The organism is Paracidovorax valerianellae (assembly GCF_900102625.1).
Taxonomy (GTDB): Bacteria; Pseudomonadota; Gammaproteobacteria; order Burkholderiales; family Burkholderiaceae_C; genus Paracidovorax; species Paracidovorax valerianellae.
The window spans coordinates 159,157-175,840 of record NZ_FMZC01000008.1; the positions used below are offsets into that span (position 1 = coordinate 159,157).

Below are 16,684 nucleotides of genomic sequence, written 5' to 3' on the forward strand. Positions count from 1 at the left end.
ATGACCACAGAGCCGACCACAGAGCCCACCCTGCGCCGACCGATCCGCGACCTGCCCGACGAACTCATCAGCCAGATCGCGGCCGGCGAGGTGGTCGAGCGGCCCGCCTCGGCCGTGCGCGAGCTGGTGGACAACGCGCTCGACTCCGGCGCCACCCAGATCGCCGTGCGGCTGCTCGCCGGGGGCGTGCGCCTGATTTCGGTGGAAGACGACGGCAGCGGCATTCCGCAGGAAGAGCTGCCCATCGCCCTGCGTCGCCACGCCACCAGCAAGATCACCAACCTGCACGACCTCGAATCGGTGGCCACCATGGGCTTTCGGGGCGAGGCGCTCGCGGCCATCGCCTCGGTATCGGAAATGGCCCTGCTCTCGCGCACGGCGGAGCAATCCAGCGCTTTCCTGCTCGATGCGCGCAGCGGCGAACTGCGGCCCGCGGCACGCAGCCGCGGCACGACGGTGGAGGTGAAGGAACTGTTTTTCGCCACGCCCGCGCGGCGCAAGTTCTTGAAAACCGACGCGACCGAACTCGCCCACTGCATCGAGGCCGTGCGCCGCCATGCCCTGGCCCGGCCCGACGTGGGCTTTGCCATCTGGCACGAAGGCAAGCTGGTCGAACAATGGCGCGCCACGCTGGCCGCTGGCGACGGCTCCGCCGAAGCGCTGCAGCAGGCGCTTGCCCGGCGGCTGGCCGATGTGCTGGGGGAAGACTTCCTCGCTGAATCGGTGCCGGTGCAGCACCGCCATGGCCCCATCACGGTCACGGGCCGTGCCGGCCTGCCGGACGCCGCACGCTCCCGCGCCGACCAGCAGTTTTGCTACGTGAACGGCCGCTTCGTGCGCGACAAGGTGCTGACCCACGCCGCGCGCAGCGCCTACGAAGACGTGCTGCACGGGCAAAAGCAACCCGTGTATGCGCTGTACGTGTCGATCGACCCGCTGCGGGTGGATGTGAACGTGCATCCCACCAAGATCGAGGTGCGCTTTCGCGACAGCCGCGAGGTTCACCAGGCCGTGCGCCATGCGGTGGAAAACGCGCTGGCCGTGCCCCGCGCGCAGGCGCTGGCTGCAGCCACGGCAGCAGCTGGCGGCGCCGAAGCTCCGGCAGGTGCCGGGACAGCCGAGATGCCCACCCTTTCACCGACGCCTTCGTCCGGCCTGCCCGGCTGGAAGGCACAGGCGGCCATCCGTTTCGACGAGCCGGTCATCGGCCACCGGGTGAGCGACCTGCAGGCGCTGTGGGGCGCACCCAAGGTGCCGGCCGCAGGGCCTGCACCGCTCGCCGGATGGCACAACGCCAGCGGAGAAAGCGGAACAAGCGGCGGCGGAACCTCGTCGAGCCCCGCGCCATGGCCTTCTGCCGCTGCACCGCACGACGGCCTGCGGCCCACGGCGGAAAACGTTGCGCCCCCGCAGCGCGACGACGCACCTGCCTGGCCCCTGGGCCGCGCCGTGGCGCAGATTCAGGGCGTGTACATCCTGGCGGAGAACGCCCACGGCCTGGTGATCGTGGACATGCATGCCGCGCACGAACGCATCGTGTACGAGCGCCTCAAGGCACAGGTGGACGGCAGCGAGCGCATCGCCAGCCAGCCGCTGCTGATTCCCGCGACCTTCGCCGCAACCCCCGAAGAAGTGGCGACGGCCGAATCGCAGGTCGACACGCTGTCGATGCTGGGGCTGGAGATTTCGCCGTTTTCCCCCAAGACGCTGGCCGTGCGGGCCGTGCCCACCACACTGGCGCAGGGCAACGCCGTCGAGCTGGCGCGCAGCGTGCTGGCCGAACTGGCCGCGCACGACGCGAGCACCGTGGTGCAGCGCGCGCGCAATGAAATTCTGGGTACGATGGCCTGCCACGGCGCGGTGCGCGCCAATCGCCGCCTCACCCTCGATGAAATGAACGCCCTGCTGCGCCAGATGGAAGTCACCGACCGCTCCGACCAGTGCAACCACGGGCGTCCGACGTGGCGGCAGTTGTCCATGCGCGAGCTGGACACCCTCTTTCTGCGCGGACGCTGACTTTCAGCGTCGCAGGTTCGAAAGGTCAAACCCCATGTTCCTGCGCCGCCGCCCTCGCAACCTTCGCACTGCCTGCCAGGGCTACGGCATGGCGGCCCTGGCAGCCATTGCCGCGACCACCCTTCCCGCCCACGCAGGCCGGCCACTGACGGTGGACGATGCCGGGGTGAACGCGCCCGGCGAAGGGCATGTGGAACTGTGGTGGGAAGGCGTGCACCACGACCGCGGCGCGGTGTACCTGGCGCCGGCGTATGCACCGCTCGCACTGCCGGGCCTGGAAATGGGCGCCCTGCTGGCGCGCGATCTCGATGGCCGCGCCACGCTGCAGAGCGTGGTGGCCAAATGGCAGTGGACGCCGCCGCCCGAGCAGGGCTGCCACGCCGCCAGCAGCGTCGCGCTGTGGCACACCCACCGCGAACCGCGCAGCACCCTCGCCCTCGGCATGATCGGCACCTGCACCGCCAGCTGGGGCGCGGTGCACACCAACGTAGGCACCTTGCGCGCGCCCGACCACCGCTGGCTGCCCACCTGGGGCGCGGCGATCGAGTCCACCTGGGGCGCCATCACCGCCCACGTCGAAGCCTTCGGGCAACGCGGCGGACCACCCACCTACCAGACCGGCGCGCTGTGGGAATGGACGCCGGGCTGGCAGCTGGACGGCGTGATCGGCCGGCGGCAGGGCAAGACCCTTTTGAGCCTCGGCGTCAAACGCAGCTTCTAGGGCCGCTTGCAGGCGGCGATTCGAAGGGCTGCCCCTCGCCGGGCATCGCAGCCCGGCAGGGGTTCGGCGTCAAAGGCGAAGCTCAGTCGTCCCGGGCCGACTTGGCATGGTCGGGGAAGTCGGCGAACACGCCGTCCACGCCCAGGCGGTAGAACAGGCGGTACTCGGCCTTGGGGTCGCCCTTGAAGTCCGATGCCAGGCGCTTGGCCTCGCTGCGGAACGTGTAAGGGTGCACGAACAGGCCGGCCGCGTGCGCATCGGACACCACCGAGGTCGCGGGCATCATCACGCGGTCGCTCTCGTCGATCTTGCCGTCGCCGTTCAGGTCGTCGGGCTTGCCGTCGTTGTTGCTGTCCACCTGCTTGGAGGGGATCAGGTAAGGCTTCCAGGGGCCGATGCCGTCCGCGTACGTCTTCACTTCCTTCAGGCCCGCGGGCGTCAGCAGGCTGGCGAAGGTGCGCTGGTCGCCGGCCACGGCGAAGTCGTACGGCTTGTCGAAGGGCGCGGTCAGGTCCATGCTGCCGTCGGCCTTCACGTCGTTGGCATCCACCAGTTGCACCAGACGCACCTGGGTCTTGGTGCGCAGGTACTTGAGGTTGGACACCTCGAACGACTGCAGGATGACGGGCGAAGTCGCCGTGGTGTAGCCGTATTGCGAGAGCGTGCTGAGCAACCGGTCTTCCAGGCGAAGGTTCAGATTGGCGTGGTAGGTCGGGTGCTTGGTCTCGATGTACACGCCCACCGTGCGGCCCACGCGGGTGCCTTCGGACTTGGCGAGGTCCAGCACTTCGACGAGCGTCGGAATCTGGAACTTGCCGTTGAACGACTGGTCACGCTCGGCCAGCGGCTGGATGGCGCGCAGGGTCTTGATCTCGGCCAGGGTGAAGTCGGAGGCGAACCAGCCCTCTTCCACCACGCCGTCCACCGTCTTCTTGGTCTTTCGATTGGCGAACTCGGGCCGCTGGGACACATCGGTGGTGCCGGTGATGTTGGGCTCGTGGCGGGCGATGAGCACGCCGTCCTTGGTGGCCACGAGGTCGGGCTCGATGAAGTCCGCGCCCAGTTCGATCCCCTTCTTGTAGCCTTCCAGCGTGTGGTCCGGCAGGTAGCCTGCAGCGCCGCGGTGGCCGATCACGAGCGGCTTGCTGCCGTTCAGCGTGGGGAAATCGTCGTCATCGCTTCCGCAGCCAGCCAGCGCTGCCATGACGGCCAGGGCCAGCGCGGCCCCCTTGAAACCAGACAGGTTCATGCTCTACCTCGTTGATCGTTGAAGTCCGCCACTGTGGCGGCGCCATATGACAAGACGGTGACTCGGGGAACTTACCGCCCGCACTTTCATCTCGCCCGGATTTGCACCAAGGCCGTGCGAGCGACCGGTGCCGAATCACCAGGAGCGGGCATCCTAAGTCGCATGGCCGCATGCCGTCACGGCATATCGATGTTGCGCCGCAGCGTCGGCGCTCACCCGTTCAGCCCGGTACAGCAGGGTTAGCCCAAGGGGCCGAGACGCTCCAGTCGCGGCACAATCCAGCATGTAACAAATCGCTTCTTCGGGCCCGTTTCTTGCAAAAGGCGGAAAAGACGGGGATTTCCCGGTCTGCTATCAATAAGTGAGCTGCCAGCGCAATCACTGCGCCGGCAAGTCGCCTAAAACACAACCACAGAACTTTCCAACCGCCGCGGCACTCAGTCCTACCCATGAAACGCTGGCCCCTCCTTTCATCGATCGCTCTTGCCATCGCCGTCACGGCAGGATGCGCCACCCTCGACGTGAAGCAGCGCGAGTGGATTTTTCAGCCCAGCGACCGCGCCTGGGGCGGCGCACAGGCCACCGACGACATGGAAGATGTCTGGATCGCGTTCGACTCACGCTCCACCGGCAAGGCCGAGAAGCTGCACGGCCTGTGGCTGCCGGCGGCAAAGGCCGATGCGCCCGTGCTTCTGTACCTGCATGGCGCCCGCTGGAACGTGTCGGGGTCGGCCGGCCGCATGCGCCGCATGCAGAGCATGGGGTTCTCGGTGCTGGCGGTCGATTACCGCGGCTTCGGCCGCAGCAGCGCAGCCCTGCCGTCTGAAACCACAGCCCTCGAAGACGCCCGCGCCGCCTGGGACTGGCTGGCGCAGCGCGCGCCCGAGCAGCCCCGCTACATCTTCGGCCACTCGCTGGGCGGCGCCATCGCCATCGACCTGGCCGCCATGGTGAACGACGAAAAGGGCACGATCGTGGAGGGCACCTTCACCAACATTCCCGAGGTGGTCGCCACCTTCAAATGGGGCTGGCTGCCGGTGTCGGGGCTGATCACGCAACGCTTCGAATCGGCGCGCAAGGTGGCGCACATCGGCTCGCCGCTGCTGGTGGTGCACGGCAGCGACGACAGCCTGATTCCGCCCACGCTGGGGCGCAAGCTGTACGACGCCGCACAGGAGCCCAAGCGCTTCGTGCTGGTGGAAGGCGGCACGCACCACAGCACCAACACCGTGGGCGAGCCCCAGTACCGCGCGGCCCTGGCGGACCTGTTTCAGGTGTACTGACCCGGGCGAATCACGGCCGCGCGGCAAGCGGCCGCACCAGCCCATTGGCAACATGCCATCTGGTAGGCTCGCCCGCATGTCCGTTCCCCCCTTCGCCACGGCGGGCCAGGAGCCAACGGCCGCGGCCATTGCGCCGGGCCTGGTCATCACCGTGCTCGCGCTGCTGCTCAGCCTGCAGCCCATCACCACCGACCTGTACCTGCCCGCGCTGCCCTCCCTCACGCGCAGCCTGGGCGCACCCGTGGCCTCGGCCCAGCTCACGCTCAGCGCGCTGCTGCTGGCCTTCGGGTGTTCGCAACTCGTCTGGGGACCGCTGTCGGACCGCTTCGGGCGCCGGCCCGTGTTGCTGACCGGGCTGTCGGCCTATGCCGTGGCTTCGGTGGCCAGCGTGCTGGCGCCGTCGATGGAGGTGCTGATCGGCTGGCGGATCACCCAGGGCGCCGCCATGGGCGCGGTGGTGATGTGCGCCCGGGCCATCGTGCGCGATCTGTACACGCCGGCGCTCGGCGCCCGGGCGATGTCGCGGGCGCTCACCGGGCTGGGCATCGCGGCCAGCCTGTGCGCGCCGGTGGGCGGGCTGCTGACGGAGTGGCTGGGCTGGCGCGCCGCGCTGGCCGCGCTCACGGCCTACGGGCTGGCCACGCTGGCGGTCGTCGCCTTCTGCCTGCCTGAAACGCTGGCCCGGCGCAATCCGCAGGCCCTGCAGCCCGCCACGCTGGCGCGCACCTGGGCCATGGTGCTGCGGCACCCCACGTTCTGGGCGTATTCGCTGCTGACCACGGCCACCTACGGCGGGCTCTTCACGTTCCTGGCCGCGTCGTCGTTCGTCTTCATCGAAGCCCTCGGGCTTTCGCGTCCGCATTACGGCGCCATGCTGCTGTCGACCGCGCTGGCGTACCTGGGCGGCACGGTACTGTGCCGGCGGCTGCTGGTGCGCCTGGGCCTGCGGCGCACCGTAGCGGTGGCGGGCGGCATCAGCCTGGCCGGCGGCACGCTCATGGGCGCTGCGGCACTGGCGGGCTGGCACACGCCGCTGGCGCTGCTGCTGCCGATGTGCCTTTTCATGGTGGCGCACGGCATCCACCAGCCTTGCGGCCAGAGCGGCGCAGTGGGCCCGTTCCCGCAGGCGGCCGGCGTGGCGTCGGCCCTGAACGGTTTCATGATGATGCTGGTGGCCTTCGGCGTGGGCCGCTGGGTGGGCGCGCGGCTGGACGGCACTGTCTGGCCTCTGGTGCAGGGCGTGTGGGCCTGCTCGGCCGTGGTGGCGGCCACCGCATGGACGCTCGTGCAAACACATGGAGAACCGCATGCACCGGCCTGACAGGCTTTCACCCTCCCTCCCCTGCATCGCCCTGGCCGGCCCGACTGCCTCGGGCAAGACGGCGGGCGCACTGGCGCTGGCAGAGTCGCTCGCGCCCCACCAGCCGGTGGAGATCGTCAGCGTCGATTCGGCGCTGGTGTACCGCGGCATGGACATCGGCACCGCCAAGCCGTCACCGGCCGAACTGGCCGCGGTGCCGCACCACCTGATCGACATCCGCGACCCGCTGCACGCCTACTGCGCTGCCGAGTTCGTGGCCGACGCGACACGCCTCATCGCCGAGATCCGCGCGCGCGGCGCGCTGCCGCTGCTGGTGGGCGGCACCATGCTGTACTTCAAGGCGCTGCTGGACGGCATCGACGACATGCCGGCCGCCGACCCCGCCGTGCGCGCCGAACTGGAGGCGCGCGCCGCCGACATCGGCTGGCCCGGCATGCACGCCGAACTGACCCGCGTGGACCCCGAAACAGCCGCGCGCCTGGCTCCGGCCGACAGCCAGCGCATCCAGCGCGCGCTGGAAGTCTGGCAGATCGCCGGCCGGCCGCTGTCGAGCTTTCACACTATCAAAACAAGAGCAGAGAATGTCGCCATTCCTGCGGTGGATGCCCTTTTCTCTCTAGAGCCCGAGGACCGCGCCTGGCTGCACGGCCGCATCGCCCAGCGCTTCGACGCCATGCTGGACGCCGGCTTCGTGGACGAAGTACGGCAGCTGCGCGCACGGGGCGACCTGCACCCCGACCTGCCCTCCATGCGCTGCGTGGGCTACCGCCAGGCCTGGGAAACGCTCGACGCCGAAGCCGCCACGGGTGCGCTGGACATGAAGGGCCTGCGCGAACGCGGCCTGGCAGCCACGCGGCAGTTGGCGAAGCGGCAGATCACCTGGCTGCGCAGCATGCCGACCCGCCAGGCCATCGCCTGCGACGCACCCGATGCCACGGCGCAACTGGTCGCGGCCGTGCACCGCCGGCTTTCCGAAAGGGCGCGCGCATGAACGGCGAAACCCCCGGCGCCCAGCCTCAGGCGGCCATGCCCGAGCCAGCCCCCGTGCTGCGCGTCGAAGGCCTGGGCAAGCGCTACGGCGAGGCCGATGTGTTCGCGCAGGTGGACCTGGCGGTGCACCCCGGCGAGTTCGTGGCCATCGTGGGCGAGTCGGGCGTGGGCAAGTCCACGCTGCTCAATTGCCTGGCCGGCCTCGATACCTGGGACACCGGCCGCATCGTGCATGGCACCACCGACCTGTCCACGCTGGACGACACCCGGCGCGCACTGTGGCGCCGCGCGCACGTGGGCTTCGTGTTCCAGGCGTTCCACGTGCTGCCGCACCTGGACGTGGCGCAGAACGTGGCGCTGCCGCTCATGCTGCTGGGCCGCGCCGATGCGGCGCGGGTCGAACACATGCTGGCGGCGGTGGGCCTCGAAGGCCTGGGCGACCGCTTGCCCCAGCAACTGAGCGGCGGGCAGTTGCAACGCGTGGCCATCGCCCGCGCGCTGGTGCACCGCCCCGCCCTGCTGCTGGCCGACGAGCCCACCGGCAACCTGGACCCCACCACCGCCGCCCGCGTGATGGACCTGCTGCTGGCACAAACGCGCGAGCATGGCGCGGCGCTGGTGCTGGTCACCCATTCGGACGCCGCAGCCGCCCGCGCGGACCTCCGGCTGCGCCTCACGGCCGCGGGCATGGCCGCCCCCGGCAACCACGCAGCGCTTTAGCCGACGCGGCCATGTTCCGACTGCTGCGCACCTTCTCCTGGCAGGAACTGCGCCACCACCCCTGGCGCTCGGCCGCAGCGGTGGCGGCCGTCATGCTGGGCGTGGCGCTGGCGTTCGCGGTGCATGTGATCAATGCGTCCGCCCTGTCCGAATTCGCGCAGGCGGTGCGCAGCATCAACGGCCAGCCCGACCTGGAATTGCGGGCCACGCAGGGCAGCCTGCCCGAGGCGCTGTATGGCCCGGTCGCCACACACCCGCTGGTGGCCCGCGCGGGGCCGGTGCTGGAGGTGTCGGCGCAGGCCAGCGTGTCGAATGCCTCCACACCCGCTTCCATCTCCACCCCTGCCCCGGCCCCTGCGCCAGTCTCTCTGCGCGTCGTGGGCGCCGATGCCCTGCTGCTGCCCGCGATGGCGCCCGGCCTCATGCCGCGCGCCTTCGCCGACGCCGACCGGCTCGCGCTGCTGTCGCCAGCCACGGTCTTCCTGAACGGGGCGGCGATGCAGGCACTGGGGCTGCGCGGCGATGGCAACACGGGCACGCCGCCGCTGCCATCGCTGCAATTGCGCATCGGCCTGCAAACCCGCACCGTGCGCGTGGCGGGCACGGTGGCGGCGGGCGGCGCTCCGCTGGCGGTGATGGACATCGGCGCCGCGCAGGACCTGTTCCAGCGCGCGGGCGAGCTGACCCGCATCGACGTCCAGCTGCGGCCGGGCGCCAGCGCCGAGGCCTTCCGCCAGGCACTGCAGGCCCTGCCCGGCGCATCGGCGGGCGTGGCGGTTCTGCAGCCCGGCGACGCCACCGCGCGCACCAGCAACCTGTCCCGCGCGTACCGCGTCAACCTCACGGTGCTGGCGCTGGTGGCGCTGTTCACCGGCGCCTTCCTGGTGTTCTCGGTGCTGGCCCTGAGCGTGACCCAGCGGGCGCCGCAGTTCGCGCTGCTGGCCGTGCTGGGCGCCACACCGCGCCAGCGCCTGGCGCTGGTCTTGGCCGAATCGGCAGCGCTGGGCCTGGCGGGCAGCGCCGCCGGCATCGCGCTGGGCACGGCGCTTGCGGCCCTGGCGCTGCGCTGGCTGGGCGGCGATCTGGGCGGGGGCTATTTCGCGGGGGTGCAGCCGGCGCTGCAATGGAGTGCGCCGGCCGCTTTGCTGTACGGCTTGCTGGGCCTGGCTGCTGCCCTGGTGGGGGGCTGGTGGCCGGCGCGCGCGGCGCAGCGGCTGCCGCCCGCGCAAACGCTCAAAGGCCTGGGCGCGGCGCTCGGCGGCCGGCAAAAGGGCTGGCCGGCGCTGGCGCTGGTCGCGGCGGGCGCATTGCTGGCAGGCGCGCCGCCCGTGTTCGGCATTCCGCTGGCGGCCTATGTGTCGGTCGGGCTGCTGCTGGTCGGCGGCATCGCGCTGCTGCCTTGGGGCGTCGGCGCACTGCTCACAGTTCTCGCGCCATGGGCCGGCAGGCAAGTGCTGCCGCTACTGGCCCTGGAGCGCGCCCGCCGCACGCGCGGCACCGCCGCCGTGGCGGTGGGCGGCGTGGTGGCCAGCCTGAGCCTGGCGGTGGCGCTCACGGTGATGGTGAGCAGCTTTCGCGGATCGGTCGGCCAGTGGCTGGACGCGGTGCTGCCCGCGCCGCTGTACCTGCGCATGGCAGGTGCGGCCGGAGCGGACGACGGCCCGGCATTTCCCGCAGGGTTCGACACCGCCGTGGCCCGCCTGTCCGGTGTGGCGCGCGTGCAGGCGCTGCGCACCAGCAGCCTGCTGCTGGACCCCGCCCGCCCGCCCGTCGCGCTGCTGGCGCGGCCGCTGGGCGGCGACCCGGCCCAGGTGCTGCCGCTGGTGGGCACGCCGCTGGCTGTGCCGCCAGGGCGCATCGGCGTGTATGTGAGCGAGGCGGTGCTTGACCTGTACGGCGTGCGGCCGGGCATGGACTGGCCGCAGCTATCCAGGTCTTTTAAGCCTCTGGCGCAACAAAATCCACGGCAGGATGCTATGTTTTTTATAGCGGGCGTGTGGCGCGACTACGTGCGGCAGTTCGGCGCGGTCACGCTCGACCGGGCCGATTTTGTGCGCCTGACGGGCGATGCGCGCTCCACCGACCTGGCGCTGTGGCCCCAGCCGGGGGCCGACGAAGCCCCACTGCGGCAGGCGATCGAGTGGCTGGCGGGCGAAGCGGCAGGCCGCGCACCGGGGGATGGGCCGCAGGCCGCGGGCGGCGCGCTGGAATTCGACTCGGCGGCCGGCATCCGCGAACGCTCGCTGCGCATTTTCGACCGCAGCTTTGCCGTCACCTATTGGCTGCAGGCCGTGGCGATCGGCATCGGCCTGTTCGGCGTGGCCGCCAGCTTCAGCGCGCAGGTGCTGGCGCGGCGCAAGGAATTCGGCCTGCTCGCGCACCTGGGCCTCACGCGCCGGCAGGTGCTGGCGGTCGTGGCCGGCGAAGGGGCCGCATGGACGGCCATCGGCGCCGCAGCGGGCACGGTGCTGGGACTGGCCGTGTCGGTGGTGCTGGTCCACGTGGTCAACCCGCAGAGCTTCCACTGGACCATGGATTTGCGGGTGCCCTGGTTGCGGCTTCTGGCCCTGTGCGCGGCGGTCCTGGCCACCGGCACCGTCACCGCGTGGCTCGCAGGCCGGGCCGCGGGCGGCCGGCAGGCGGTGTTGGCAGTCAAAGAAGATTGGTAACCCTGAAGCAAGCTCAAGGGCAACTTCGCGGCGGGCGCCATGGGCGTTTTCCCGATTGATGCACACGCGTCACAAGCGTTAAATATTGTTTGCAAGACATTATTTATTTCGCGATGATGCGAACCGATAGCTAAAAAAACACCGCACAGCGGACTCTAGGACAGCGCGCACGGGACGGGAGTGGCCCCGGCATTCAAACGCTGTTCGTTCACCAAGGAAAAACGGTATGAAACACACCTTCGGGCGTCTCCTGTGCGGACTGGCGGCCGCCTTCTGCTTGTGCGGTCCTGCGGCTGCGCAATGGGTCTTTCCCCCGGGCTCATCGCTCGATGTCCCTGCCGGAGGCCAGACGGATCTGGGGTGCTCCGCGCTCGACATGCAGGGCACGCTGAACCTCAACGGCGGCACCGTCACGGTGGACACCGATGCCACCTTCGGCTCGGGCGCCGTCGTCAACGGCAACAACGGCGTCATCTCGGTCGGCGGCAACCTCATATCCACGGGCGGCAACGTCAACACGGGCGCCAGCACCGTCGTGCTGCGCGACGGCTGCGACCCTGGCAACAGCAGCCAGATCAGCGGCAATTTCGTCTTTCAGAACCTGACGATCTCCAGCACCACCGGCCGCACCTTCGTGCTGCCAGCGGGCACCAACATCACCGTGCTGGGCACGCTCACCGTGCAGGGCACTCAGGGCCAGCCCGTGCAGCTCGTGTCGTCCAGCGGCGCAACCGCCGTGGTGAACCTGGGCCCGAACGCCACCGTGGTCCGCAACTTCGCCTCCGTCCCCGGCAACGTTCAGATTGGCGCCGTGACCGCCGTGGCCGCCATTCCCACATTGAGCGAATACGGCCTGATGCTGCTGTCGCTGCTGATCGGCCTGGCCATGTTCTGGAAGCGGCGCGAATTCGCGGCGCATGCCCGCAGGCTCGGCTGACCGGCTGCCTGCCGGGCAGCCTGACAGTCACCACTGAAAAATTCAACACACTGCAAGACAAGAGAGGGTTTCGCCATGTCCAAGAATCGCCTGCGCCGCTACTGGGTCGCTCCCGCCCTGAGTTCTGTCCTGGCACTGCACGCCGCCGGCGTGCTGGCCGCGGACATCAGCGTCACGCCTCCAGCCGGCGGCGGATTCGTCGTCAAGGGCCAGGGCGGCCAGGAACGCCTGCGCGTTCAGGGCACGGGTGAGGTCTACGTGCCGGGCCTGTCCGCCACGCCGACCAATACCACGCTCACCTGCTACGACGCCGCCACCGGCCAGTTGACGCAGTGCGCGGCCGGCATCGGGACCGGGGCGACGGGCGCTACCGGCGCCACGGGTGCTACGGGCGTCACAGGCGCGGTCGGACCGACCGGCGTTACAGGCGCAACGGGTGCGACCGGCGCCACGGGCGCTGGTGCGACAGGGGTCACCGGAGCCACGGGGGCGACCGGCGCCACGGGAGCGACTGGCGTGACGGGGGTGACCGGTGCGACAGGCGCGACGGGTGCGACGGGCGCCACTGGCGCCACGGGTGTGACAGGGCCTCAAGGTATTCAAGGAATCATCGGAAATACAGGGGCCACCGGCTCCACAGGCGCTACCGGTGCGACAGGCGATGCAGGTCCGCAAGGAATCCAGGGCGTGACGGGAGCCACGGGCGCCACAGGGGTCGGCGGAGGCCTGATGTGGAATACCGCAGCCGCACTGCCCTCTACCACGGCAACAACGCTTTTCCTACCCATGGGCGTGAGCGGAATCGGCGGCGGCGGTTTTGACTTTTCGGGTTGTAGCGGCGGAGCGGCCGGTAGCTGCCTGATCAATCCGACCACCTATGCCAACGTCTCGTCGCCGGTTTACAAAACCTGTACGACCAAGTCTCTGTATGTGCGCAACTACACCAATAGCTCGGGCACGCCATTGGCCATGACGGTGACGCTGTTTCGTTCTGGCGCTTCTACTGCGCTCTCCTGCAACGTCGCGGCCACCCGGGCGGCAACGTGCACCAGTAGTTCGGCCATCACGCTGGACAGCAGCACGGACACCGTTGCCTTGCAGATCAGCACGAACAATGCCGCCAATGGTGGGGGATTCCAGAACGGGGGCAACCCAATCGAAGGAGCTGTGTCGGCCACGGTTTACTGCGAATAGGCGATTGACCCGATAAGGTGGACTGCGGCGGCGCAGCCCCTGATTTGCGCCGAAACATGCGCCCTCGCATCTCCCTCAACATGATCGTGAAGAACGAGGCACCGGTGATCACCCGGTGCCTCGCTTCGGTTCGCCCGTTCATCGACCACTGGGTCATCGTGGACACGGGCTCCACCGATGGCACGCAGGACATCGTCCGCGAATTCATGCAAGGCGTGCCCGGCAGCCTGCACGAGCGTCCATGGAAGAATTTCGCGCACAACCGCAACGAGGCGCTGGAGCTGGCGCGGCCGCATGCCGACTACCTGCTGTTCATTGACGCCGATGAGCAACTGCGCATGCCGGCGCAGTACCGGTGGCCGGCGCTCGATGCGGACGGCTACCTCTTCCAATGCCAGATGAACGGCTGGGAATACCAGCGCAACAGCATGGTGGCTGCCCGCGTGCCGTGGCGCTGGGAAGGCGTGCTGCACGAGTACCTGGCTGCACCGGCGCACGGGCCTTGGCAGACGCTGGCCGGCCCGGTCATCGAAGTGGCGCACGACGGCGCGCGTGGCCGCGACCCTGACACCTACCTGCGTGACATCGCAGTGCTTGAACAAGACTTGCGAGAGCACCCGGACAACACCCGCAACGTGTTCTATCTGGCTCAGAGCTACCGCGATGCAGGCCGCTTTCAGGAGAGCTTGGAGTGCTACCGCCGCCGTGCCGGCATGGGCGGCTGGGACGAAGAGTGCTGGTACGCCGTGTTCCAGGCAGCGGTGCTGACCGAGCGGCTGCAGATGCCCGACAGCGCCGTGCGCGACGCGTACCTGGCTGCCTACACGCTGCGCCCCCAACGTGCCGAGCCGCTGTGCGAACTGGCGCGGTACCACCGCCTGCGGTCAGAGTTCGCTCTGGCGCACCTGTACGCCCAGCAGGCCGCGCGCATTCCCAAGCCGGCGGACATCCTGTTCGTGGACGGCGGCGTCTATGCCTGGCGCGCGCTGGACGAGCTGGCCGTCAGCGGGTTCTACGCCCAGGGGGCCAAGGACCAGGGCCGCGATGCCTTGCGCCAGTTGCTGCGCGAAAAGCGCTTTCCAGCGTCAGAAGCGCCGCGCATGGAAGCCAATCGCACGTTCTACGGGTTGTGAGGGCGGGCTGCGACAGGACGTAGCGGCCAGGCAAACCTGTCGTCGCGCTTTAGCCGGGTCCGCGTTCGGTTTCGACGGCCTGTGGCGGCTACCCTGGCCATGCCGGTGTTTCTCAGCGCGACGACAATCGTGCAATGCGCCTGTCTGTCGCTTCCAACCTTGCCGGCCAAGATGGCCAACGCAGGCCGCGCCGCCCCATGCACCGCGGCCCTGACACCCTCTCCAAACCATGAGACCGCTCATTCCCCCAGCACCCGGCCCCCATCCGCGGCCGCCTGCCTGCACGCGCCGCGCATGGCTGATGGCCGCTGCTGCAGTCGGCGGAGCGCCGTGGCTCATGGCCCCGGCCACTGCCACTGCACAGGCCCTGGCGCCGCGAACGTTGGCCTTCCCGCGAGACCATGGCAGCCACCCGGAGCTGCGCACCGAGTGGTGGTACATCACCGGCCAGGCGCTTGCGGCGGGGCAGCCATGGGGTTTCCAGGTGACGTTTTTTCGGTCGCGCGTGGAGGCTGCGCAGCCGCTGCAGTCGGCCTTTGCGGCCAAGCAACTGGTGTTTGCGCACGCAGCGCTCACCGACCTGCGCGGCGGCACGCTGCACCACGATCAGCGCATCGCGCGCGCGGGCTTCGGTATCGCACAGGCGAGCGAGGAGGACACCCGCATCCGCCTGGGCGAATGGACGCTCACCCGCTCGCAGCAAGGCGCGGGAAGCCGCTACGCGGCGACGGTCCAGGCGGAAGGCTTTGCGCTGGAACTGCAGTTCGACACGACGCAGCCGGTGTTGCTGCAGGGCGCGCAGGGCCTGTCACGCAAGGGCCCCGACGCGTCGCAGGCGAGCTACTACTACAGCCAGCCCCAGATGGCTGTGACGGGGCATTTGCAACTGGCAGGCCGTCGCATGGCCGTGGAAGCCGCGGCGCCGGGCAACCACCTGGACAACCGGGCCTGGCTCGACCATGAATTCGGCGATGCGCTGGCGCCGCCCGACTCGGTGGGCTGGGACTGGATCGGCATGAATTTGCTGGACGGCAGTGCGCTCACCGCTTTTCGACTGCGGCACCGGGACGGGTCGGCCATCTGGGCTGGGGGCTCACTGCGCACGGCGGGTGGCGAACCCCGCGCCTTCGGGCCGCGGGACGTCACCTTCACACCGTTGCGCCACTGGGTCAGCCCGGCCAGCCAGGCCCGCTACCCGGTGCAGTGGCGCATCGACACGCCGGCCGGCACCTTCGAAGTGCATGCGCTGCTGGACGCGCAGGAGCTGGACAGCCAGGCCTCGACCGGCGCCATCTATTGGGAAGGGCTGAGCGAGTTGCGGGACCGGTCCGGCCGCATGGTCGGGCGCGGCTACCTGGAGATGACCGGTTACGCGCGGCCGCTGCGGCTGTAGCAGCGGCGCGCAGGCCGGAGAGCGCCCGGCCATGCGGCGTGCCCCGGCCCCAAGAAGATTTCGATCAGGCCTTGCGCGGGGCGCGCCGCGGCAGGCGCGCGATGATTTCGCCCATGATCCCGCGGCGGAAGGCCAGCACGCAGATCACGAAGATCAGCCCGGTGACCATGGTGACCGACTCGCCCAGCGTGTTGAACCAGTCCACGCCCGTCAGTGAAGCGAGCAGATGGCCGAATTCGCCGATCTTGTTTTCCAGCAGCACCACCACGGCCGACCCCACGAGCGGGCCGGACAGCGTGCCCAAGCCACCCACCAGCGTCATCAGAATGACCTGGCCCGACGCCGTCCAGTGAACGTCGGACAGCGTGGCGAAGCCCAGCACCAGGGTCTTGAGCGATCCGGCCAGGCCGGCCAGCGCGGCCGAGATCACGAAGGCCAGCAGCTTGAAGCGGTGCGTGTCGTAGCCCAGCGAAATGGCGCGGGGCTCGTTCTCCTTGATGCTCTTGAGCACCTGGCCGAACGGCGAATGGATGGTGCGCACGATGAGCAGGAAGGCCAGCACCACGACGGCCAGCGCCACGTAGTACATGGTGAGGTCGCTGGACAGATCGATGAGCCCGAAGAGCTTGCCGCGCGGCACGCCCTGCAGCCCGTCTTCCCCGCCCGTGAACGGCGCCTGCAGGCAGGCGAAGAACAGCATCTGCGCGAGCGCCAGCGTGATCATCGAGAAATAGATGCCCTGGCGGCGGATGGCCAGCCAGCCGAACAGCAGCCCAAGCAACGCGCCGCCCGCCGTGCCTGCCAGCAGGCCCAGTTCGGGCGTGAGGCCCCAGACCTTGATGGCGTGGCCGGCGACGTAGGCGGCGCCGCCCAGGAAGGCGGCGTGCCCGAACGACAGCAGGCCGGTGTAGCCCAGCAGCAGGTTGAATGCCGAAGCGAACAGTGCGAAGCACATGAGCTTCATGACGAAGACCGGATAGGCGCCCATGAAGGGCGCCGCGAGCAGCGCGACGAGCAGCAGGCCGTAGCCGATGGGGGCGAGTTTTTGGGAGTTCATG

At 69.6% G+C, this 16,684-nt stretch carries 13 protein-coding genes; 11 read left to right on the plus strand and 2 right to left on the minus strand.

From position 1 onward, the window contains the following. On the plus strand, positions 1-2,016 hold the full coding sequence (gene mutL, locus BLT03_RS14110; protein ID WP_092744400.1) for a DNA mismatch repair endonuclease MutL: 2,016 nt from the start codon (positions 1-3) through the stop codon (positions 2,014-2,016). Positions 2,017-2,050: 34 nt separating this feature from the next. Continuing rightward, positions 2,051-2,737, plus strand: coding sequence for a PA4824 family protein (locus tag BLT03_RS14115; RefSeq protein ID WP_092744401.1), 687 nt, complete (start codon positions 2,051-2,053; stop codon positions 2,735-2,737). 82 nt (positions 2,738-2,819) lie between these two features. On the opposite strand, the gene BLT03_RS14120 is transcribed toward BLT03_RS14115, so the two are convergent. Beyond that, the gene (locus BLT03_RS14120; protein ID WP_092744402.1) at positions 2,820-3,986 is read right to left on the minus strand and encodes a glycerophosphodiester phosphodiesterase; all 1,167 of its coding nucleotides are present in this window, start codon (positions 3,984-3,986) and stop codon (positions 2,820-2,822) included. A 449-nt stretch (positions 3,987-4,435) separates the two neighbouring features. On the opposite strand from BLT03_RS14120, the gene BLT03_RS14125 reads away from it, so the two are divergent. The 9 genes from BLT03_RS14125 (at position 4,436) to BLT03_RS14165 (ending at position 15,626) form a co-directional block, all read left to right on the plus strand. After that, positions 4,436-5,269 carry an alpha/beta hydrolase gene (locus BLT03_RS14125; RefSeq protein ID WP_092744403.1) on the plus strand — a complete coding sequence of 278 codons (834 nt, stop codon included), beginning with the start codon at positions 4,436-4,438 and terminating at the stop codon, positions 5,267-5,269. A gap of 76 nt (positions 5,270-5,345) precedes the next feature. Then, positions 5,346-6,590: a multidrug effflux MFS transporter gene (locus BLT03_RS14130; RefSeq protein WP_092744404.1), complete on the plus strand. Its 1,245-nt coding sequence runs from the start codon at positions 5,346-5,348 to the stop codon at positions 6,588-6,590. Further along, the gene (gene miaA, locus BLT03_RS14135; RefSeq protein ID WP_092744456.1) at positions 6,577-7,581 is read left to right on the plus strand and encodes a tRNA (adenosine(37)-N6)-dimethylallyltransferase MiaA; all 1,005 of its coding nucleotides are present in this window, start codon (positions 6,577-6,579) and stop codon (positions 7,579-7,581) included. Before BLT03_RS14130 ends, miaA begins: the two co-directional genes overlap by 14 nt. Then, on the plus strand, positions 7,578-8,300 hold the full coding sequence (locus BLT03_RS14140) for an ABC transporter ATP-binding protein (RefSeq protein ID WP_434802402.1): 723 nt from the start codon (positions 7,578-7,580) through the stop codon (positions 8,298-8,300). Before miaA ends, BLT03_RS14140 begins: the two co-directional genes overlap by 4 nt. An 11-nt stretch (positions 8,301-8,311) precedes the next feature. Beyond that, positions 8,312-10,969, plus strand: coding sequence for an ABC transporter permease (locus BLT03_RS14145; protein ID WP_092744405.1), 2,658 nt, complete (start codon positions 8,312-8,314; stop codon positions 10,967-10,969). Between the two features lie 226 nt (positions 10,970-11,195). Further along, positions 11,196-11,906: an IPTL-CTERM sorting domain-containing protein gene (locus BLT03_RS14150; RefSeq protein WP_092744406.1), complete on the plus strand. Its 711-nt coding sequence runs from the start codon at positions 11,196-11,198 to the stop codon at positions 11,904-11,906. Positions 11,907-11,981: 75 nt separating this feature from the next. Beyond that, positions 11,982-13,100 (plus strand): collagen-like protein, encoded by a 1,119-nt coding sequence (locus BLT03_RS25015; protein ID WP_271466485.1) that lies wholly within the window; start codon positions 11,982-11,984, stop codon positions 13,098-13,100. A 56-nt stretch (positions 13,101-13,156) separates the two neighbouring features. Continuing rightward, the gene (locus BLT03_RS14160; RefSeq protein ID WP_092744407.1) at positions 13,157-14,233 is read left to right on the plus strand and encodes a tetratricopeptide repeat-containing glycosyltransferase; all 1,077 of its coding nucleotides are present in this window, start codon (positions 13,157-13,159) and stop codon (positions 14,231-14,233) included. A gap of 229 nt (positions 14,234-14,462) precedes the next feature. Then, the gene (locus tag BLT03_RS14165) at positions 14,463-15,626 is read left to right on the plus strand and encodes a lipocalin-like domain-containing protein (protein WP_434802403.1); all 1,164 of its coding nucleotides are present in this window, start codon (positions 14,463-14,465) and stop codon (positions 15,624-15,626) included. Positions 15,627-15,690: 64 nt separating this feature from the next. On the opposite strand, the gene BLT03_RS14170 is transcribed toward BLT03_RS14165, so the two are convergent. Next, complete coding sequence (locus tag BLT03_RS14170; RefSeq protein WP_092744409.1) at positions 15,691-16,683, minus strand: branched-chain amino acid ABC transporter permease; 993 nt, start codon at positions 16,681-16,683, stop codon at positions 15,691-15,693. Position 16,684: the final 1 nt, after the last annotated feature.